Origin of the sequence: Shewanella sp. ISTPL2 (assembly GCF_013283205.1) — a bacterium.
GTDB classification, from domain to species: domain Bacteria; phylum Pseudomonadota; class Gammaproteobacteria; order Enterobacterales; family Shewanellaceae; genus Shewanella; species Shewanella oncorhynchi.
In genome coordinates, this window is the sequence record NZ_JAAPAV010000001.1 from 785,882 (window position 1) to 807,597 (window position 21,716).

Below are 21,716 nucleotides of genomic sequence, written 5' to 3' on the forward strand. Positions count from 1 at the left end.
AATCAATCTCCGATATTTTCATGTTATCGGAGGTTAGATTTCAATCACACTTACATCTGCTAATGGGCGCACGTTCAAACATCTGGTAGCATGCTTGCCACTTTTAATAATAAAAAGATGGGAAAAGGCAAGATGACGATTGAAACCCCGATTTTAATCACATTTGTTGGTTACTTAGTATTGATGATGGGCATAGGTTTTTGGGCTTACCGTGCTACCGATACTGTTGATGATTATATTTTAGGTGGCCGCAAAATGGGCCCCGCAGTGACCGCACTCAGCGTGGGTGCATCTGACATGTCAGGTTGGCTGTTACTGGGGTTACCCGGCGCAGTTTACTTAAGCGGCTTAGGTGCAGCCTGGATTGGCGTAGGATTAATTATTGGTGCTTGGCTAAACTGGTTATTTGTTGCCAAGCGACTGCGCATTTATACCCAACTCGCCGATAACGCCCTCACTTTACCGGATTTTTTCGAGAAACGTTTCCACGATACCCAAGGCTATCTCAAGCTCGTTTCCGCAATCACTATTCTGGTGTTTTTTACTTTCTATGCTTCCTCAGGCATGGTCGGTGGCGCGATTTTGTTTGAAAAAGTCTTTGGGCTTGATTACACAGCAGCCCTCGTGATTGGCTCGGCCATCATAGTCGGTTACACCTTTATTGGCGGTTTCTTTGCCGTGTGTTGGACTGACTTTTTCCAAGGCAGTTTAATGCTCATCGCCCTATTGATTGTCCCTTTCGCCGTTTTCGCTCACCCCGAAAGCCATGCGGGTATTGAAACGATCGATCCCGCGATGTTGGCATTAGTCAATGACAAAACCACTGCCATCGGCATGTTATCTTTGCTCGCATGGGGCCTAGGTTATTTTGGTCAGCCACATATTTTGTCGCGTTTTATGGCGATAGGCAGTGCCGATGCCCTGCCCTTGTCACGCCGTATTGCCATGAGCTGGATGGTGTTATCTCTCATTGGCGCGTTAGCCACAGGTATTGCAGGCTCGCTCTATTTCGCCAAAGAGCCATTAGCCAATTCTGAAACTGTGTTTATCCATTTAGCTCAAGCGGCGTTTAACCCATGGATTGGTGGGCTATTAATCGCCGCTATTTTATCGGCAATCATGAGTACTATCGACTCACAACTCTTAGTCTGCTCAAGTGTCATCACCGAAGATTTCTACCGTAAATGGTTACGCCCAAAGGCCGATGATCGCGAGCTAATGATGGTAGGTCGTTTAGGCGTACTCGCTATCGCTGTGATTGCAGGTGTGATAGCACTCAATCCTGAAAGTAGCGTACTCAGCCTAGTGAGTTATGCTTGGGCAGGCTTTGGTGCGGCCTTTGGTCCCGTAGTCTTGTTATCCTTGTTTTGGAAGCAATACAGCCGTAATGGCGCTATCGCCACTATTATTGTCGGTGCATTAACCGTGGTGATTTGGAAGCAACTCACTGGTGGCATTTTTGAAGTATACGAAATCCTTCCTGGGTTTATATTCGCGACTATTGCGGGTATTTTAGTCAGTAAATTCTCTGCTCCAAGTGAAAAAGTAACGACAGAGTTCGAACAATTTAAGTCTGCACTCTAATCTAGATATGCTTCCATATGTTTAAAAGCGCACAAGTGTGCGCTTTTTACATTTTGTATCCTTTTAAATACCCTACACACCATTACAAACCGTTAACTTCAATTGAAACCCATAGCAGCACCCAAAGCCCTTCATATCAAGCATCTGGCCAGACCATTCAAGCATACTAAAGTATCACTCTTGTTTTAAAGACTTTTAATTAACTGAAAATTAACATATTTCACTTCTGGTCGGACTTGTTGAGGGTACATTGAATCCATAAGATGCCGGAGACTAATAAATGGATTTAAATACTTTCGGCGGACTAGGACCGAATAAAAATCCAATACTTATAAAAAATAGAGAGAATAATAATGAAAACATTCAACAAGACACTCATTGCCGTTTCTGTCGCATTAGCAAGCACACAAACCTTAGCTTCAGGTTTTCAACTAAACAGCCAATCAGCAACGGGTATGGGCCGTGCATTTGCGGGTGATGCGGTTATTGCCGATAACGCTTCTGTGTTATCACGTAACCCTGCTGCTATGGCATTATTCGATAAAGATGCGATCTCCTTCGGCTTAACTTATGCCGATATTACTGTTGATGTTAAAGACGTTAACTTTGCCGGTGGTGCCGTTGACTTAGGCAGCATCGATGACGCGGGTAGCTCTAAAATTATCCCTAATATTTTCTACATCCACCCCATCGACGATAAGTTCGCCGTAGGTTTTGCCGCTTTCTCTAACTTTGGTACCGGTACCGATGCCAGCTCACTTTCAAAGAGTTTACCAGCAGGCTCACCAGCACCTTATGATCTGCTTGGCGAAACAGAAGTAACAACGGTTAACTTTAACACCAGCCTTTCATACCGTATTAATGACATGTTCAGTATCGGTGCTGGTATTGATGCCATTTACGGTGAAGGCCGTTTAACCCGTAACATGGGCGCGACACCTCTAGTTGACGTCGACGCTGACGGTTGGGCATTTGGTGGTATTGTGGGTGCCACAATTGAGTTAGATAAAGACAATCGTTTCGGTATCAGTTACCGCTTCAGCCCAACAGTGAATGTTAAAGGTGATGTTAATACCATTACATCAACCAATATACCAAATGTTGGACAAGTGGCTGTTGCCACCAGTTTTGATAGTTTAGATGTACCGCTAGCGGATATCTTCCAAGTTGCAGGTTTTCATCAAATCACCCCTAAGTTTGCTCTGCACTATACAGCGCAGCACACCCAATGGGGTAATTTTGAACAAATCACAGCTAAAGATGGTGTTGCAACCATTCCAGCTGTTGGAGTGACTCAAGCCGTAGGTGATGTTGCGCTGAAAGAATACCAATGGAAAGATTCATGGTTATTCAGCCTAGGTGGTACTTACACAATCAACGAACAATTCACTGTACGTGCAGGTTATATGCATGACCAAGGCGTTGTGGACGAAATCAGCTCTATTTCATTCCCAGACTCTGACCGTAACTGGTATACAGCGGGTATGAGCTACCACATCAACCCACAAAACACGGTTGACTTTGGTATCGCTTATATTAAAGGTGAAGAAGTTCACCTGATCGAAAACAGCGCAATCGCAGGCCCTGTTAATGCGATTACTGAATCAAGTGGTATGTACTACTCAGTTCAATACAGCTACCAGTTCTAAGATAAATTCCTAACACCAAAGCCGCATTTTTTGCGGCTTTTTTGTATCTTAAGCATTTATTGCCTAAAGTTAATTCATACTCCTGTAAATGCAGCTACGGCTATGGCTAAAGTCATTGGACTCGGTGGAATTTTCTTTAAAAGTGTCGATCCCGTTGCCTTGGCAACTTGGTACAAAACCCATCTTCAAGTCCCTATTGAAAACTGGGGAGGCGCCGCGTTTTATCACACAGATAAATCAACTCTTGGCTACCATGTTTGGACTCCTTTCGCCCATAGCACGGACTATTTCGCCCCCTCAGATAAAGGGTTTATGTTCAACTTTGTCGTTGACGATTTAGAGCAAGCACTCCTACAAGTAGAGCAAGGTGGCGGTCAACCGATTGGTGGTATTGAAGATTCAGAATTTGGCCGCTTTGGCTGGTTTATTGACCCTGATGGCAATAAAGTCGAATTATGGCAGCCAAGCGCGATTCCTCCTGAAAAATAAATGCTTTAAACAGATATTTCAAAACTCATCTCTCAACATAATCTCCTCTGCCTTAAGCGGCATCTATTCCGAATAAACCCAGTGCATGACTGAGGTTTATTCGGTATCGTAGACTGAGTTCATCTAATCAAGAGATTCTTTTTATGGAAAAAAGTAACATCCTTCCTGCCCTGCTGTTAGGTGGTTTCCTTTGCGCTGGACTTGTTTATGTAGGCCAGACAGCAAGCTCAGCACTATTGCAAATGAAAGCCATGGAACGCACTGTCACGGTAAAGGGCTTAGCGGAAAAAGAAGTCAAAGCCAATGTGGCAATTTGGCCAATCAATTTCACTGAGGTCGATAACAATCTGCCTAAACTCTATGAGACGGTTCAGCAAAAAACCGATCGTGTTGTGGCGTTTTTAAAGGAACAAGGCTTTAGCGACAGCGAAATTACTGTCTCTTTGCCTTCAATTGAAGATCGCCAAGCCCAAGGTTATGTCGATCCCAACGTCAGATACCGTTACTCGGCAAAAGTGAACCTATCAGTTTATACCCCACAGATTGATCTCATGCTGAACACCCGTAAGCAAATGATTAACTTAGTAAAAGAAGGTATAGCGATCGCTAGCCAAGATTATGATAATCGCACTGAGTTTCTGTTTACCGATCTCAACTCAGTCAAACCTATCATGGTGCAAGAAGCGACTCAAAATGCCCGCGAAGTGGCTGAAAAATTTGCTAAGGATTCGGATTCTCGCCTCGGAAAAATTAAAAGTGCGAGTCAAGGCCAGTTCACCATTTCAGACCGCGACAGCAGCACGCCTTACATTAAACAAATTCGCATCGTTTCCACACTAACCTATTATTTAAATGACTAAATTTTAGGCTTAATTTGAAGCTCTGAAGCATGAGGAATAAGGCGCTATAGGCCTTATTCCTTATTCCTAAATTAGGTAAAAACACTACATTAAATTTTTCTAATAAATATTGATTGCCTATTGAAAACAACTCCATTAGAATTTTCTCATAAATTACATCTGGGGTGATATAAGTTATGACATCAATTTCTCGTGCTTTTTTCTTACTGCTGGCACTTTCCAGTACTCAAGCTCAGGCTGCCTCAGTCGAAACCATCGAAGTCTTAAATAAACCCTATCCGAATTGGGTCACCTTAGACGCCACCATTGAAGCAGTAAAAGCGGCGACGGTATCGGCGCAAACCTCTGGTCGTATTGTCAAACTCAACTACGATGTTAACGATATCGTCCCCGAAGGAGCCGCCCTACTGGAAATTACCAGTAAAGAGCAAGGCGCTGAACTGGCAAGCTTTGAGGCTGATCTAGCCAAAGCGAAGGCTTTAAATGTCGAAGCTCAGGCACAATACAAACGTTATAAAGAGCTATTTCCCCAGGGCGCGATTTCTAAGGGCGCGATGGATGAAGCCACCGCCAATGCTAAAGCAACAGAACAAGCCGTCAGTGCAGCACAAGCCCGTGTCATCAAAGCCAACGAATCCTTAAAATACACTGTCGTTTCAGCGCCTTTTAGTGGCATAGTCACTGAGCGTTTTGTCGAACTTGGCGAAACCGTAAGCCCAGGACAAGCACTACTTTCAGGGTTTTCCGCGAGTCAAATGCGCGCCATTACCCAAGTGCCACAGCGTTACATTAACCAACTTAAAAATTCCCCCGAATTTCTCGTCCGTTTAAGTGATGGGCGCGAGTTCACCTCAACCGACCTCACGATTTTCAGTTTCGCCGATCCTGTCAGCCACAGTTATCAAGTGCGAATTAATCTGCCAGAAAATGAAGCCAATCTTCAACCCGGTACTTGGGCAAAAGCTTCCTTTAAAAATGGCGATCGGGAAAAAATCCAACTGCCCGCCTCTGCACTGCTCACAATGAACGAACTGAGCAGTGTTTACCTTAAACAAGGCGAAGCCTTTGTGCTGACCCAAGTCCGTGTCACTGAGCCCTTAGATGGCGAGGTAGAAGTGCTTGCGGGCCTTAAGTCGGGTGACAAGGTGGCCGTTGATGCCTACCAAGTGTTGCTCAGCAAGAAGCAATAAATTCCCTAGCGACTTAAGCTTTGTCGAGGTTGTTTTATGAAACATGCTCCAGTACCACAAACCACACTTGGGATTTCCGGACGAATTGCCGCTGCCTTTCAAAATAGCGCCATCACGCCGCTATTAGCACTTCTCGGGCTCTTACTTGGCTTATTCGCCATTTTGGTGACACCAAAAGAAGAAGAGCCACAAATTGATGTCACCTTTGCCGATGTGTTTATCCCTTTTCCCGGCGCGACACCCACGGAAGTTGAAAACTTAGTCACCCTGCCAGCGGAACAAGTGATCTCCGAAATCAAAGGCATAGATACTCTGTACTCGTTCTCCCAACCCGATGGCGCGCTGATCATCGTCATCTTTAAGGTCGGTGTTGCGCGCAATGATGCCATCGTCAGCCTATACAACCAGATTTATTCCAACATGGATAAATTACCAAGGGGCGCTGGCGTGGGTGAACCGCTAATTAAACCCCGCGGCATCGATGATGTGCCCATTGTCAGTTTGACCTTATGGTCAAAGGACAGGCAAGTGTCTGCTGAGCAGCTAACCCATGTCGCCCTTGGATTAGAAACCGAAATTAAGCGTATTCCCGGCACTCGCGAAATCGATACCGTTGGCCAGCACGATATGGTGGCCAACATACGTATCGATCCCGCCAAGATGAACAGCTTTAATCTGACCTACGACAAGTTAAGACAAAGCCTGAATGACAATAATATGGTCTCTATGCCTGCATCCTTAGTGCAAGGCAATCAAGAGATAAAGGTCCAAGCTGGGCAGTTTTTACAATCCATCGACGATCTCAAGCAATTAGTCGTCAGTGTCTATCAAGATAAACAAGGCAAAAATATTCCGATTTATTTGGCGGATATTGCTGAAATCAGCTTAAAAAGTGATATCCCGAAACAGAGCGTTTGGCACGCAGATAAAACCGACATTTATCCCGCTGTCACAATCGCAATTGGTAAACAAGCAGGCCAAAATGCCGTCGACATCGCCGACAGTGTGATTGAGCGGATAGCTAAGGTCGACAATGTGTTGATCCCAGCAAATGTCGAAGTCACAGTGTCACGTAACTATGGCGAAACCGCGGCGGATAAATCTAACACCCTTATTTTAAAACTGATTTTTGCCACCAGCGCCGTAGTCGTACTGGTCTTTTTAACCATGGGCGCACGCGAATCCTTAGTCGTGGGTGTAGCCATTATTATCACGCTAGCGATCACCCTTTTCGCCTCTTGGGCGTGGGGATTTACCTTAAACCGCGTGTCCTTGTTCGCCTTGATTTTCTCCATCGGCATCTTGGTCGACGATGCCATAGTCGTAGTAGAAAACATCCACCGGCATATGGCGCTCGGCAAAAAGTCCTTCAGCGAGCTTATCCCAGTGGCGGTCGATGAAGTCGGTGGCCCGACGATTCTGGCGACATTTACAGTTATCGCAGCCTTGCTGCCGATGGCTTTTGTATCGGGCTTAATGGGGCCTTATATGAGCCCGATCCCCATCAACGCCAGTATGGGCATGTTAATTTCCCTCGTTGTGGCATTTGTGGTCACTCCTTGGCTCAGTCGTAAACTGCTGAAACATAATGACCAACACGATACTGCCCAAGCCTCGCACGAGGATGAAGCTGAAACTAAGATGGTGCGCCTCTTTACTCACTTAATTGGTCCTTTCCTGCTGGGTAAAAATGCCCGTAAGGCAAGAATAGGACTGGCTGTCGGCGTATTTGTGTTAATCGGCATCGCCGTCGCGCTCCCTGTCGGTCAGCTCGTGGTGCTTAAAATGCTGCCCTTCGATAATAAGTCCGAGTTTCAAGTGATGGTGGACATGCCAGAAGGCACTCCCGTAGAGCAAACACAAAGAGTATTGCAGGATTTGAGTCGCTACCTAACAACCGTCCCTGAGGTCGAGCATCTGCAATTGTATGCGGGCACTAACGCGCCAATGAACTTTAACGGCTTAGTGCGCCACTATTTCCTGCGTCACAGCCAAGAGCTTGGCGACATCCAAGTGAACCTAGTGGATAAGAAACACCGCAAGCGCGACAGCCACAGCATAGCGGTATCGGTGCGAGACGAACTGCAGCAAATTGGCGAGCAATATCAAGCCAATATCAAAGTGGTTGAAGTGCCACCTGGACCACCAGTGTGGTCGCCGCTGGTTGCAGAAGTGTATGGCCCAAGTCCCGCTATTCGCGAGCAAGCCGCATATGAGATGCAGGCGCTGTTCCATGAAACCAAAGATGTGGTCGATATCGATATTTTCTTGCCCGCCGCCCAGCAAAAATGGCAAGTGATGATCGACCGCAGTAAAGCCAGCCTGATGGCCGTGCCCTACAGCAATATTGTCGACTTGATTGCCACCTCAGTTGGCGGCAAAGATGTGAGCTATTTACATCAAGCCCAGCAAAAACAACCGATACCGATCCGCCTGCAATTAAACGAAGGCGCGAAAGTCGATTTAGAGCAAGTGCTGAATATGAAGTTACTGAGCCAAACGGGGCAATCTGTGCCTGTCTCTGAGCTGGTGACCATCAAACGCGGCAAAATCGATGCACCAATTATCCATAAGAATATGATCCCTATGATCATGGTCGTCGCCGATATGTCGGGGCCATTGGACAGCCCACTCTACGGTATGTTCGATATGGCGGGCAAAATTGATGGCACCGATGGCTTAGGATTTGATCAGCATTATATTCACCAACCCACAGGGTTAGACTCAGTCGCCGTGCTCTGGGATGGCGAATGGAAGATCACCTACGAAACCTTTAGAGACATGGGTATCGCCTATGCCGTTGGCATGATTGCGATTTATTTATTGGTGGTCGCGCAGTTTAGATCTTATCTGGTGCCGCTTATCATCATGGCGCCAATTCCACTGACTGTGATTGGCGTAATGCCTGGACATGCCCTGCTCGGAGCGCAATTCACGGCGACGTCCATGATAGGCATGATAGCGCTGGCGGGGATTATTGTGCGTAACTCGATATTATTGGTCGATTTTATTAATCAAGAAACCGCATCCGGTGTGCCCTTTGAGCGGGCAGTGATCCACTCTGGCGCCGTGCGAGCTAAACCTATCATGCTGACTGCATTTGCAGCCATGATAGGGGCATTGTTTATTCTTGATGATCCGATTTTCAATGGCTTAGCGATCAGTCTGATCTTTGGTATTTTTATCTCGACCATACTGACCTTAGTTGTCATCCCTGTGCTGTACTACACGGCCATGAAAAACCGTATGAATACTGTTCAGATACAAACACAAACACAAACACAAAACTAACCACAACAAAGGCCATCACCAAGATGGCTTCAAGGAGTAAGGTATGTCATTAGAACGCAGTATTATGGCTTTTGCTGGATTGATGGTGTTACTGTCACTGGTGTTAACCGCCTATGTGCACCACAACTTTCTGTGGTTAACCGCATTTGTTGGCGCTAACCTATTCCAAAGTGCTTTTACCGGTTTTTGTCCTGCCGCCATGGTTTTACGCAAATTAGGGGTAAAATCAGAGGCTGAAATTGCTAAGCAAAGCTAAGCCACATAAAGTCACTTCTTAAGAGTTAAGATAAGAGTTAAGAGTTAGGTGAGCAAGTACACGCTTGGCTAATACAAGCGTGCCCAAAAGCCGTCAAGGAGAGATAAAGTGACCCACAACCTCGTAACCCGTGGCCAAAGTCTAATGCGCTTAGCCCTATTAAGCTTGCAGTCACTGGTACTCATGCCACTGCTGCTAATGCCCATGATAGCCAGCGCCGCCGACCAAGATCCTGCAATCGCATGGGATAAAATTGCCGCAGGCGCTATGGTGCTCGATGTTAGAACGCCTGAAGAATTTGCCGAAGGTCATTTAGCGAATGCGGTCAATATTCCCTTTGAGCAAGTGACAGAGGAGTTTGCTAAGCGTGGCATCGCCAAAGATGCTCCCGTCGTCTTGTATTGCCGCAGCGGTCGTCGTAGCAGTATTGCGACCGAAGCCTTAGTCGCTGCCGGATACACCCAAACCTATAATGGTGGCGGCTATTCCACCTTAGTTGAAGCGCAAAAAACGTCCGCTAAATAATTAACAACCATCAAATTGGCTCTAGTGTGGGGAAGTAAGAATAAATCACTTTAGTACTCTCACCTCGCTCTAGCCATTCAAGGCTTAACGGCTAAAAGCGCCCTAGGGCGCTTTTTTATTGTCTAAATAAAATATCGAAATTAAGCAGGGGGTGGATTAATAAGTTTTTACCAGATTCATTGTGGACGAAAGAACACAGGATTTTTTAGTAGTTCTATAAAATAAGTAACACCCGTATTCCCAAAAGCCTAAGTAAAGTCAATCAATTGGCAACTGCCACCCTATTGACAGCCTTTTGCAACAATTTCGCATAATCAATCACTTGAGAAAATATTATCATTATGATGAAAACTTAAAGTTTGTTTTTGTTATTTTTAATTACAAAAAAATATATATATAAATTTCAATACATTGATAACGGTAAAATCAATCAAAAGCCCTCATATGAAGTCGTAAATTCGTATTCACTTATTCACGTTTATCACATAAAAAAACAAATATTTTAATAAAATTTGGTTACAAATCGTTACAACTTGAATTTATATGCACTATAAATGCCTATTAAATCTAAACACTTACCAACCGCCATACTGTTAACAATTGATTTACAAATGACGTGGTCGCAGATAAATTCACTAACCGAGTAGCATCTGAGTCGTAGTTATTCTTATGAAACATAAAATAATAATGATTAACACTAAATTGACCATGGAAGAAGAACATGACAATCAACAGAACCACTAAAATAGCGTTAAGCCTTTCAAGCTTAGCTATTGCGATCTCAGCTGGTGTACAAGCAGCACCACAAGCCCCAGGTTTTGCCGCAGCATTACAAGCACAAACCTCCCCACTGCCAAAGCGTTACATTGTGAAGTTTAAAAACACTGATGCCGCGGCCATCATGTCAGCCAATAGTGTGCAATCAACGAGTGATCTGCAGTCACTCAATGACGCGACAACAGATACGCTACCAACCACAATGAATTATCAGCCACAAATGGCTGAAATCAGTGCCCAACATACCGCATTAAATAAAGTACAAGCGAAGGAAATGAAGCGTATCGGCCGCAGTAACAGTTACTCGGTGAAACTCGATGCCAAAGGGATCAATGCCTTAAAAACCCGTGCTGATGTGGAATATGTCGAAGAAGATATGCCACGCCGCTTTCTAAGTGAAAGTACGCCTTGGGGCCAAACTTTTGTGGGAGCAACCCAGCTAAGCGACAGCCAAACGGGCAACCGCACTATTTGTATTATCGACTCAGGCTACGACCGTAGTCACAGCGACTTAGGTGGCAACAATGTCACAGGGACCAATAACTCAGGCACGGGTAACTGGTTTGAGCCGGGCAATAATAACGCCCACGGTACCCACGTTGCGGGGACGATTGCGGCGATTGCCAACAATGATGGCGTGATCGGCGTTATGCCAAATCAAAATGCCAATATTCATGTGATCAAAGTGTTTAATGAATCTGGCTGGGGCTACTCTTCATCCTTAGTCGCTGCCGTAGACACTTGTGTCACCAACGGCGCCAATGTTGTCACTATGAGTTTAGGTGGTTCAGGTTCTAGCACCACTGAGCGTAACGCTCTGGCCGCCCACTATAATAATGGTGTTCTCCTGATTGCTGCTGCGGGTAACGATGGGAATAGCACTCACAGCTACCCAGCATCCTACGATGGCGTCATGTCTGTCGCCTCTGTGGATAGCCATAAAGACCACTCAGCATTCTCCCAATACACCAACCAAGTGGAAATATCTGGCCCTGGTGAAGCAGTTCTATCGACTGTTACCCGTGGCGAAGGCCGTTTAGCCGATATCACTATCGGCAATCAGTCTTACTTTGACTCAGGTGTCGTACCGCACAATCGCCTGATACCTTCTGGTAGCAGCTATGTCCCCGCACCATTTAACGGTACCAGCACTGCAACTTTGGCAGAATGTACCGTTAGCGGCACAAGCTTCAACTGCGGCAACATGACCAATAAGATTTGTTTAGTGGAACGTGTTGGTAATCAAGGCACTAGCTACCCTGAAATTAACGCAGCTAAAGCCTGTAAGAATGCAGGTGCCAGTGCGACGATTGTTTACAGTAACGCGGCATTACCCGGCTTACAAAACCCCTTCCTTGTCGATGCTAACAACGAAATCAATATGGTTTCTGTATCTGTTGATCGTGCAACAGGCTTAGCACTGCGCAATCAACTGGGCGCCACAGTCACTGTCAGCAACCAAGGCAATAAAGATTACGAGTACTACAATGGTACATCTATGGCGACACCGCATGTGTCAGGTGTTGCGACCTTAGTGTGGAGCTACCACCCAGAATGTAGTGCGGCGCAAGTCCGTAACGCATTGAAAATGACCGCCGAAGATCTCGGAACTGCAGGTCGTGACAACTACTATGGTTACGGTTTAGTTAATGCAGTTGCAGCAAAAGCCTTCCTAGACGCATCTTGTACTGGTCCAACGGGTCCTGTCGATCCAACTGAACCGGGCGATAGTGTTCTGGTGAACGGTGTGGCGAAAACAGGTTTAGCAGGCGCAACAGGTGAAGAATTACATTTTTCATTTGAAGTTCCAGCAGGTGCAACGAACCTAGGCTTTGTGATGAACGGTGGCACAGGTGATGCGGACTTGTATGTGCAATATGGCGCGGCGCCAACCACCACTAATTACGATTGCCGTCCGTATAAAAGTGGCAATAGTGAGTCTTGTCCAATCACCAACGTACAATCAGGCACTTACTATGCCATGGTGAAAGGCGATTCGGCTTTCACTGGTGTGTCGTTAACGGCGAACTACACAGCGTCTAATGGCGGCGGTACGCCAACGAGCTATAGCAATACTGATAACTATAATATTCCTGATAACAAAGCGGCGGGGATCACTAGCCCAATCACGGTTACTCGCACAGGTGATTCAAGTACTGTGACTGCAGTCGTGAACATAGTCCACCCTTACATTGGTGACTTAAAAGTGCAGCTGATCAGCCCTTCAGGAAAAACGGTTACCCTGCATAACAACACAGGTCTTGGTGCAGACAATATCAATAAGAGCTATACCGCAGATATGACAGGTGCTAATTCGAACGGCGTATGGAAGTTAAAAGCCGTAGACAGTGGCCGTGGTGATGTTGGTTATATCGATAGCTGGGAACTGAGCTTCAAATAAATCAAAATCGATACTCTTACTGATATTTAAAAGTGATAAACGGAAAGAGCCTGCAATTGCAGGCTCTTTTTTTACAAAACATGTTATTCAATATCTTTGAGGATTTCAGGCTCAATCAACACGCTGGTTTCATTATCCGATAACCAAATTTGGCCTTCACTAATCGAAACTTGCAATGCCATATTACGCCCAACAAAGGCCTCCATCGCCGTGACGGACTCTTCGGCAATATTCCACACTTTTAAATTCTGATAACGCTCTAACGCTTGCTGATTCTGTTTCCACCAAATCGGTACACTGCGACCACCATAGGTAAAGAGCTGCACGACTTTGGCACGGCCGCTGGCCTTTCGCAGCCATTTTTCATCGGCCTGACCAAACTCAACCCACAACTCAATTTCACCGGATAGGGTTTTGTCCCATAGCTCTGGCTCGTCATCGACGCACAGACCTTTACTAAAACTTAAGGTTTCGCTGGCATTCACAATAAACGCGAGTAAACGCACCATCATGCGGCCATCGGTTTCGGAAGGATGCTGTGCAAGCGTCAATTGATGGTCTTGGTAATAATTCCGATCCATATCGGCTATCTGTAAATTGACTTTAAACACGGTCGCCTTGAGGGCCATAGTCATCCTAAATGCAGAGTGAAATCCTGAAACAGCGAAATCCTAAAATAAGGCTGCCGAGTCTACCTGAGACTCGGCATTAGCTCAAACGAACAATAGAATACGCCCATGAAATCGAACATAAAGTGCAATTGAACAGAAGGTTAAATCGAACCCAAGGCTGAATCGGTAAGAAATTAAATCGCTCCGGGTCGCAGATGTTTAGCCATGGGAAAATGGGCTTTCAACAAGCTGATTTTTTGCGTATCCGCTACCAGTAGCATGCGCGTACCCAGCTCATACTGTTGACTCAATTCACTGAAAGCGGGTAAAAAACCGCGATCTGCGTCGCGGCGAACAAGTTCAGCGAGTTCGACACTCAAATCGCCTTGGCTGTATATCCAATCGAGGCGCTGCAATAGCGGCATGGCGGCGAGCGGCAATAAGTCCACAGACGTTGCATCATCCAACAAAAGGATTTCGCCGCGGCTGACTAAGTTATTAAACGCATTATGGTAATGCTCAGTGGTACGACTATCGAAACGGTCACCATTGGTATCAAAAAAACGCTCCCAAAATAAGCGGCGTTTCGAGGTTGAATCGAGTTTATCTTGTACTTCGACGCGTCTATCGGCGACAAAATCGAATAACGGTTTGAGTGACTGCGGTAGACTAGATTCTAAACGCGAGCGAATCGTGCGTGCAAATACTGGTGCTGCGCCCGCAGTGCTGATCGCGACCACTAAACGACCTCGATCCACAATAGAAGGAGTGATAAAGCGGCAAAAGGCGGGATTATCAACAGCATTAACCCAGATACCACGCGCAGTAGCTAAGGTCGCTAACTCGGCATTAAGACTGTCGTTTGCCGTAGCTAAATACACCAAATCATAATTTTGAATGTCGGCATGGACGACTTCACGCTGGGATAACAAAATACGGCCAGCATCTGCATAACGTTGCACTTCTGGGTTCACCTCTGGCGCTACCACGTGGATATTGGCTTCGGTACGTGTCAGCAGTGCTAACTTACGGCTAGCCACATCGCCCGCGCCCACCAGTAGAACATTCAAATTAACCGTATCGACAAACAAGGGAAAATATTGCATTAGATGAGATCCTGAACGCTTAGTCCTGCACCACTGGCAGTTGACGCTGTACCCAGCCCTTATAGCCACCAATCATAGAGGCAACGTGGGTGTAACCCATAAGTTGCAGATTATGGGCAGCCAAGGCGGAACGCGCACCACCCGCGCAGTAGAGTAATATGGGTGTATTTTTATCGGGGAAACGCGCTTCGATATCACGCTCTAAAATACCCCGGCTTAAATGTTTCGCTTGGGGTAAATGATCTTGCAGCCACTCACGATCCTCACGCACATCAACAAGGTGCCAGCGGTCATCGGCCTGATAAGCTTCGATTGTCACTTCAGTGATATTAGGCAGAATAGCGTCAACAAGGGCGGAAAATGCATTGGGATGCTGCATCACTAACTCCTAGATAAGATATTGAATGACATAATGAATGTCAGCTTATCAGCAAAGTGTAATCTTCTCATCCTGCAGACGCAATCTTTCAGCCTCACCGCAAAGCTGAGAAGGTTGCCAGTGAAAGGCTAGTTGTGGCTTTCGCTGCGCTCTGAGCTACATTGCCAGCAAAGCTCAAAACTGCCTTCATTAGTCTCATGGCATTGCACACACTGCCATTGCGGACTTTCAACATCCAACGCATTCAATTGAACTTGTGCCGACGCGTATTGGGACTCACCTACCCATAACTCGACGTTTTGCATCCCAGTAGGGAGTTCACCAATGCCGCCTAATAACGCTTCACCTCTGAGTTCAACATGAATGCCACAGGCCTCCAATAAACCTTTCCATGTGTGGGCCTGCAATAAATTACCACCAGCAACTAACACTTTACGTTCTTCCATGCGACATCCTACGGCTACAACTCTCTAGAATATGGGTTGCCGACATCCTACTGCTAAATAGCCGAGGCTGTCGAGCGCTGATTTTTACATCAGTTGTTAAATAAATTAACATTCACTTTTTACAGCATAACTGACTATAACTTTGTGAGTTTGCTAGCAGAATGTCAGATACGCCTCAAAATTGATGCAAAAAAAAGCCACCTCATAGGTGGCTTTTTAACTCCAAATTAACCTTTAAGGCATCATAGGAGGTTGGTCTGCGCCTTCTTTCTCAATCTCAACTGGCATCATGTGTTCACGATTGATACCCAGTTTAACGGCCAAGAAGCTCGCCACATAGATAGAGGAATAAGTACCCACAAAAATCCCCAACAGCAATGCAGTCGCAAAGCCATGGATCATAGTGCCGCCCTTAAGGAACAAGGCCACAACAGTCACCAAAGTCGTGCCCGTTGTAATAATGGTACGGCTCATAGTTTGAGTGATTGAAATGTTAACTATTTCTTCAGGATCGCTCTTACGCAGCTTAAGGAAGTTCTCACGGATACGGTCAAATACCACAATAGTATCGTTAAGTGAGTAACCCACCACCGTCAACAAGCCCGCCAATACGGTCAAGTCAAATTCCAATTGGAATAACGAAAACACACCTAAGGTCACGATGACATCGTGCGCCAGTGCCGCTACAGAACCAAACGCTAAGCGCCATTCGAAACGAAACGACACATAGATCATGATACAAATCAGCGCAACTAATACCGCCAATGCACCTTGCTCTGCCAGTTCTTTGCCCACTTGTGGGCCAACAAACTCAACACGCTTCTGCTGCACTTGTGGGTCAACTTTCTGTGCGGCTTCCATGACAGACTTAACCTGCACATCGCTCTTAACGCCTTCTTTCACCTGTAAACGTACAAGTACGTCACGGCTAGAACCGAAGTTTTGCACGATCGCACCTTCGGAATCTGGCGTCGTCAGTTGCACACGCAGCGCATTCAAATCAACCGGCTGAGTAAACTCCATTTCAACAACAGTACCGCCAGTGAAATCAAGACCCCAGTTAACGCCATTAGTTGCGAGCGATATCAGCGAGCCCAGCACTAACACTGCCGACATAATGCTAATAGGCAGTGCATGGCGGAGGAAGTTTACTGTATGTTTTAAGGATAAAACTTCAATCATTGTCACTTCCCCTTAGATAGACAGAGTCTTCACGCGCTTACCACCCCAAATCGCGTTAACGATTGAGCGAGTACCCACGATGGCGGTAAACATAGAAGTCGCAATACCTATCATTAAGGTCACAGCGAAGCCTTTAATCGCACCAGTACCTACGGCAAACAAAATGAGCGCAGTGATGAAGGTGGTGATGTTCGCATCGGCGATAGTTGAGAAAGCATTACCATAACCTTCATGGATAGCCTGCTGCACGCTACGTCCGGCACGAAGCTCTTCACGAATACGCTCATAAATCAGCACGTTGCCGTCAACCGCCATACCGACCGTCAACACCATACCGGCAATGCCGGGTAGGGTTAACACAGCGCCAGGGATCATAGACATAACGCCCACAACCATGACTAAGTTTGCGGTTAAAGCCAGGTTAGCAATAAGCCCAAAGCTACGGTAGTAAACCAACATAAAGAGTAAGACAACTGCCATACCCCATACCATAGCTTGCACACCGCTTTGAATGTTTTCAGCACCTAAGCTTGGACCAATGGTACGTTCTTCAACAATTGATACAGGAGCAATCAAGGCTCCCGCACGCAGTAATAGCGCAAGGTTTTGTGCTTCACCATGACTTAAGCCAGTGATCACAAAGTTACGGCCTAAACGGGCTTGAATGGTCGCGACAGAAATCACTTCTTGGATTTTCTGCATCTTAACGCTGCCATCGGCATTGCGATCACCACTGTCTTTATATTCGATGAACAAAGTCGCCATAGGCTTGCCTATGTTGTCTTTAGTCACGTCAGAGAAAATGGTACCGCCTTTAGCGTCGAGGTTGATACTGACCTGAGGACGACTGTACTGGTCAAAGCTAGGTTGCGCGCCAGTGATATGATCACCCGTCAACATCACTTCTTTCTTCAATATCACAGTGCCACCTTCGCGGCGCTGATACACTTCAGAACCTGCAGGTACACGACCTGATTGCGCAGCATTCGGATCGGCTTTGTCATCCACCATGTGGAATTCAATTGATGCGGTTGCACCTAAGATTTCCTTAGCGCGAGCCGTATCTTGCACACCTGGCAGCTCAACGATAATGCGCTCGGCGCCTTGACGTTGTACTACAGGCTCAGCCACACCTAACTCGTTAACACGGTTACGAATGGTAGTAATGTTTTGTTGCAGTGCTTCTTCTTTAATCTGCTTTAGATAAGCTTCACTCATCACAGCTTGCAGCGCGAAATCTTCGCCACGGCTAGCGTCGGTGAACACCATATCTTTATTGCGAGTCTTAAGAAAACGCTCGGCAGTCGCTAAGTTTTCAGCATCACGGAACTTGATTTCAATTCCAGTGGCATTAACACGAATACCAGCATAACGAATGGTTTCTTCACGTAATTGTGAACGGAAATCAGCGACTTTAGCTTCTTCCATCTTACGAATCGCTTCGCCCATGTCCACTTCCATGAGGAAATGCACACCACCGCGAAGGTCAAGACCGAGTTTCATTGGGCTACCACCCATGGACTCGAGCCACTTAGGCGTCGCAGGCGCTAAGTTAAGTGCCACAGTAAACTTGTCACCTAAGCTGTCAGCAATCAGTTCTTTCGCCAGTAGCTGTTGATCCGCATTTTGCAAACGGACCAACAACTGACCTTTTTCAAGCTCAGAGCGCTTTACCGCAATGCTCTTACTGGCTAACAGCTCGTTCACACTGGCTTGGGTAGATGCTGTTACTTCAGCACCTCGAGTCGCCACCACTTGCACCGCATGATCTTCACCAAAAAGGTTAGGTACGGCATAGAAACAACCTATGGCGATGACGAGCATCACCATAATGTTTTTCCACATTGGGTATTTATTTAACACGCCTGAGCCCTCTTGGCTTACAACGACTGGATAGAGCCCTTAGGCAATACAGCTGCAATATAGTCTTTTTTGATCGTGATTTGTGTTGTGTCGTTCAAGCTCAGTAACACGTAATCGCTTTCGTCGCTGATTTTTGCAATCTTGCCTAAAATCCCACCACTGGTTAACACTTCATCGCCTTTGCCTAATGAAGACATCAGATTTTTGTGCTCTTTAACGCGTTTTGATTGCGGACGGAAAATCATGAAATAGAAAATCAGGCCGAAAATCGCCAGCATGAAAATCAGTTCCATCGTGCCGCCACCTTGTGGTGCGCCGGCAGCGCTTGCATATGCATTTGAAATAAACATAGTTTTTCTCTTCTTATTAGCAAAAAAATCAATCGACTAACTCTGGTACTTCGCGACCTTGACTGGTATAGAAGTCCGCCACAAAGGCGTCTAATGTACCCGTCTCAATCGCACCGCGCAAACCTTCCATTAACATTTGATAGTATCTCAAGTTGTGAATGGTGTTTAAACGCGCACCCAGAATCTCATTACAACGATCTAAGTGGTAAAGATACGCCCGTGAATAATTTTTACAGGTATAACAATCACACTTAGTATCAAGTGGTGACGTGTCATCTCTATGACGCGCATTGCGTATTTTGATCACACCTTCACTCGTAAACAGATGACCGTTGCGGGCATTACGGGTTGGCATCACACAGTCAAACATGTCAACACCACGACGTACACCTTCAACTAAATCTTCTGGTTTACCGACCCCCATCAGATAGCGAGGTTTGTCTGCAGGAATTTGCGGGCAAATATGCTCAAGAATGCGATGCATATCTGCTTTAGGCTCTCCTACGGCCAAACCACCGACGGCATAACCGTCGAAACCAATATCGACTAAGCCTTTTAAGCTTTCGTCGCGTAAATCTTCATACACACCGCCCTGAATAATACCGAAGAGTGAGTTAGGGTTCTCTAAACGGTCAAATTCATCACGCGAACGTCTTGCCCAACGCAAAGACATCTGCATTGACTTGCGCGCTTCATCTTCAGTGGCAGGATACGGGGTACATTCGTCAAAAATCATCACCACATCACTGCCCAATGCATCTTGAATTTGCATTGATTTTTCAGGATCTAAGAAGATTTTTTCACCATTAATGGGCGAACGGAAATGCACACCTTCTTCGGTGATCTTACGGATATCGCCAAGACTAAACACTTGGAAACCGCCCGAGTCAGTTAAAATAGGACGCTGCCAGTTCATAAAGTCATGCAAGTCACCGTGCTTACGCATGATCTCTTCGCCTGGGCGCAACCATAAATGGAAAGTGTTACCGAGCAAAATATCCGCGCCAGTGGCACGTACTTCTTCCGGTGTCATGCCTTTCACTGTGCCGTAGGTTCCTACCGGCATAAAAGCGGGGGTTTCTACTGTGCCACGATCAAAAATTAACCGACCACGGCGCGCACGCCCGTCGGTAGTGTCTAATTCAAATTTCATAATTCACCTCGCCAGATAAACAGTCTGACTACATTTTTAATGGCTAATGCCATTTTGATTAACAATAGAGATGGGGACAGCGTTAAAAGGTTCAATCTTTTAACGAAAAAAATTGCCGCACCATCTCACTTTGGGCGGCTATTTTAAAACAAAATCTTGGTCTAGTGGGCTTTTTTCGTCACAAACATCGCATCGCCATAGCTAAAGAAGCGATATTTTTGCGTGATAGCATGTTGATACGCCGCCATAACATGATCAAAACCAGCAAAAGCACTCACTAGCATGATCAAAGTTGATTCAGGTAGATGAAAATTTGTCACCATAGCATCGACCACTTGGAATTCATAACCTGGGTAAATAAAGATATCGGTATCGCCGCTAAAAGCTTTGAGCTCGCCAAGGCTTGCGCGTGCCGCACTTTCTAAAGAGCGCACTGACGTCGTCCCTACGGCCACCACACGTTTACCCGCAGCTTTGGTTTGCGCGATTAAATCAACCACGTCCTGCGGTACATTAGCCCACTCGGAATGCATCTTGTGTTCAAGAATAGTATCGACACGCACTGGCTGAAATGTTCCCGCGCCCACATGCAAGGTCACAAACGCGACATTCACGCCCTTGGCTTTTAATGCATCGAGCATGGCATCGTCAAAATGCAAACCCGCCGTTGGCGCCGCAACTGCACCAGGGTTTTGGTTATACACAGTTTGATAGCGCTCTTTGTCGGCATCTTCATCGGGTCTATCGATATAAGGAGGCAAAGGCATGTGCCCTACTGCTTCAAGCACTTCTAAGATGGTTAACTCGGATAACAACTCAAGTTCAAACAAGGTATCGTGACGGGCAACCATCTTCATCTGATAGCCACCGTCGAGCAGAATGAACGAATCGACTTTCGGGGATTTAGAGCTGCGAACGTGGGCGAGGATACGCTTATCATCGAGCATACGCTCGACTAAAATTTCTAACTTACCGCCACTGGCCTTTTGACCAAACATGCGCGCGGGGATCACTCGGGTATTGTTGAACACCATTAAATCGCCGGAATTAATCATCCCCAGCAAATCGGTAAACTGTTTGTCGCCTAACGCGCCAGAGTTGCCGTCTAAGGTTAACAGACGGGATGCGTTACGCTGCGCCATAGGATAACGAGCGATCAGCTCATCGGGAAGATCGAAAGAAAAGTCTGCAACGCGCATATTGGCCTCTAGATAGCTTAGAACGGCGGCTAGTCTATGGTTAGAGGCCAATAAGATCAAGATTACTTATTGCCAGTGTCCACTTCTTGCTCGGGTTCCACTGGATTGATGCCATCTTGGGGCAGATTGCCATCGGCATCGAATTTTAGCCGCGAGCGACTAAAGTCATCCATGCTGAAACGGTGTTGTTCAAAGGGGATTTCTATTAGCACTTTTTTGCGCTTCTGCTGCTCGTCTTTACCAAGCATTTTGGTGAACCAGTTCCACATCATCCATGATCCTAAAAAAGGTTATTGATTTTATTTCACTTTCCCTTATCGAATACTATGTCAACGTTTAAGTCAGCCATAATTATTCACGGCGGATCAAATGTTATTATCAATAAAAAGTGAAAAAATACTGCAT

Annotated in this window: 19 protein-coding genes; 9 read left to right on the plus strand and 10 right to left on the minus strand. The window is 46.1% G+C overall.

Going from position 1 to position 21,716, the window contains the following annotated elements:
- Positions 1-132: 132 nt before the first annotated feature.
- The 9 genes from putP to HUB64_RS03585 all read left to right on the plus strand — a co-directional run bounded on the left by putP (position 133) and on the right by HUB64_RS03585 (position 13,022).
- Positions 133-1,584 carry a sodium/proline symporter PutP gene (gene putP / locus HUB64_RS03545; protein ID WP_105253092.1) on the plus strand — a complete coding sequence of 484 codons (1,452 nt, stop codon included), beginning with the start codon at positions 133-135 and terminating at the stop codon, positions 1,582-1,584.
- Positions 1,585-1,937: 353 nt separating this feature from the next.
- Positions 1,938-3,233, plus strand: a complete 1,296-nt coding sequence (locus tag HUB64_RS03550; protein WP_173244015.1) for an OmpP1/FadL family transporter — start codon at positions 1,938-1,940, stop codon at positions 3,231-3,233.
- Positions 3,234-3,335: 102 nt separating this feature from the next.
- Positions 3,336-3,722, plus strand: coding sequence for a VOC family protein (locus tag HUB64_RS03555; RefSeq protein ID WP_173244012.1), 387 nt, complete (start codon positions 3,336-3,338; stop codon positions 3,720-3,722).
- Between the two features lie 143 nt (positions 3,723-3,865).
- A complete protein-coding gene (locus HUB64_RS03560; protein WP_028761062.1) occupies positions 3,866-4,582 on the plus strand; it encodes an SIMPL domain-containing protein in 717 nt (238 codons plus the stop codon).
- Between the two features lie 176 nt (positions 4,583-4,758).
- On the plus strand, positions 4,759-5,772 hold the full coding sequence (locus HUB64_RS03565; RefSeq protein ID WP_173244009.1) for an efflux RND transporter periplasmic adaptor subunit: 1,014 nt from the start codon (positions 4,759-4,761) through the stop codon (positions 5,770-5,772).
- Positions 5,773-5,808: 36 nt separating this feature from the next.
- Positions 5,809-9,063, plus strand: coding sequence for an efflux RND transporter permease subunit (locus tag HUB64_RS03570; protein WP_173496404.1), 3,255 nt, complete (start codon positions 5,809-5,811; stop codon positions 9,061-9,063).
- A 43-nt stretch (positions 9,064-9,106) separates the two neighbouring features.
- Positions 9,107-9,319: a DUF2892 domain-containing protein gene (locus tag HUB64_RS03575; RefSeq protein WP_105252075.1), complete on the plus strand. Its 213-nt coding sequence runs from the start codon at positions 9,107-9,109 to the stop codon at positions 9,317-9,319.
- 108 nt (positions 9,320-9,427) lie between these two features.
- Positions 9,428-9,844, plus strand: coding sequence for a rhodanese-like domain-containing protein (locus tag HUB64_RS03580; protein ID WP_173244003.1), 417 nt, complete (start codon positions 9,428-9,430; stop codon positions 9,842-9,844).
- A gap of 721 nt (positions 9,845-10,565) precedes the next feature.
- Positions 10,566-13,022: a S8 family serine peptidase gene (locus HUB64_RS03585; protein ID WP_173244000.1), complete on the plus strand. Its 2,457-nt coding sequence runs from the start codon at positions 10,566-10,568 to the stop codon at positions 13,020-13,022.
- An 83-nt stretch (positions 13,023-13,105) separates the two neighbouring features.
- Here the strand turns inward: HUB64_RS03585 and HUB64_RS03590 are convergent, their stop codons facing one another.
- The 10 genes from HUB64_RS03590 to HUB64_RS03635 all read right to left on the minus strand — a co-directional run bounded on the left by HUB64_RS03590 (position 13,106) and on the right by HUB64_RS03635 (position 21,583).
- Complete coding sequence (locus HUB64_RS03590) at positions 13,106-13,651, minus strand: YaeQ family protein (RefSeq protein ID WP_028761068.1); 546 nt, start codon at positions 13,649-13,651, stop codon at positions 13,106-13,108.
- 176 nt (positions 13,652-13,827) lie between these two features.
- Complete coding sequence (locus tag HUB64_RS03595) at positions 13,828-14,739, minus strand: bifunctional precorrin-2 dehydrogenase/sirohydrochlorin ferrochelatase (RefSeq protein WP_168824282.1); 912 nt, start codon at positions 14,737-14,739, stop codon at positions 13,828-13,830.
- 19 nt (positions 14,740-14,758) lie between these two features.
- On the minus strand, positions 14,759-15,118 hold the full coding sequence (locus tag HUB64_RS03600; RefSeq protein ID WP_131523169.1) for a rhodanese-like domain-containing protein: 360 nt from the start codon (positions 15,116-15,118) through the stop codon (positions 14,759-14,761).
- Between the two features lie 128 nt (positions 15,119-15,246).
- Positions 15,247-15,564: a DUF2007 domain-containing protein gene (locus tag HUB64_RS03605; protein WP_028761071.1), complete on the minus strand. Its 318-nt coding sequence runs from the start codon at positions 15,562-15,564 to the stop codon at positions 15,247-15,249.
- A 234-nt stretch (positions 15,565-15,798) separates the two neighbouring features.
- A complete protein-coding gene (gene secF / locus HUB64_RS03610) occupies positions 15,799-16,746 on the minus strand; it encodes a protein translocase subunit SecF (RefSeq protein WP_173243997.1) in 948 nt (315 codons plus the stop codon).
- A 12-nt stretch (positions 16,747-16,758) separates the two neighbouring features.
- The gene (gene secD / locus HUB64_RS03615; RefSeq protein ID WP_173496405.1) at positions 16,759-18,609 is read right to left on the minus strand and encodes a protein translocase subunit SecD; all 1,851 of its coding nucleotides are present in this window, start codon (positions 18,607-18,609) and stop codon (positions 16,759-16,761) included.
- Between the two features lie 17 nt (positions 18,610-18,626).
- A complete protein-coding gene (yajC, locus tag HUB64_RS03620) occupies positions 18,627-18,959 on the minus strand; it encodes a preprotein translocase subunit YajC (RefSeq protein ID WP_007649452.1) in 333 nt (110 codons plus the stop codon).
- Between the two features lie 28 nt (positions 18,960-18,987).
- Positions 18,988-20,112, minus strand: coding sequence for a tRNA guanosine(34) transglycosylase Tgt (gene tgt / locus HUB64_RS03625; RefSeq protein WP_006082277.1), 1,125 nt, complete (start codon positions 20,110-20,112; stop codon positions 18,988-18,990).
- A gap of 161 nt (positions 20,113-20,273) precedes the next feature.
- A complete protein-coding gene (queA, locus tag HUB64_RS03630; RefSeq protein WP_173496406.1) occupies positions 20,274-21,311 on the minus strand; it encodes a tRNA preQ1(34) S-adenosylmethionine ribosyltransferase-isomerase QueA in 1,038 nt (345 codons plus the stop codon).
- Positions 21,312-21,373: 62 nt separating this feature from the next.
- Positions 21,374-21,583, minus strand: a complete 210-nt coding sequence (locus tag HUB64_RS03635) for a hypothetical protein (protein ID WP_131523167.1) — start codon at positions 21,581-21,583, stop codon at positions 21,374-21,376.
- Between the last annotated feature and the right edge of the window lie 133 nt (positions 21,584-21,716).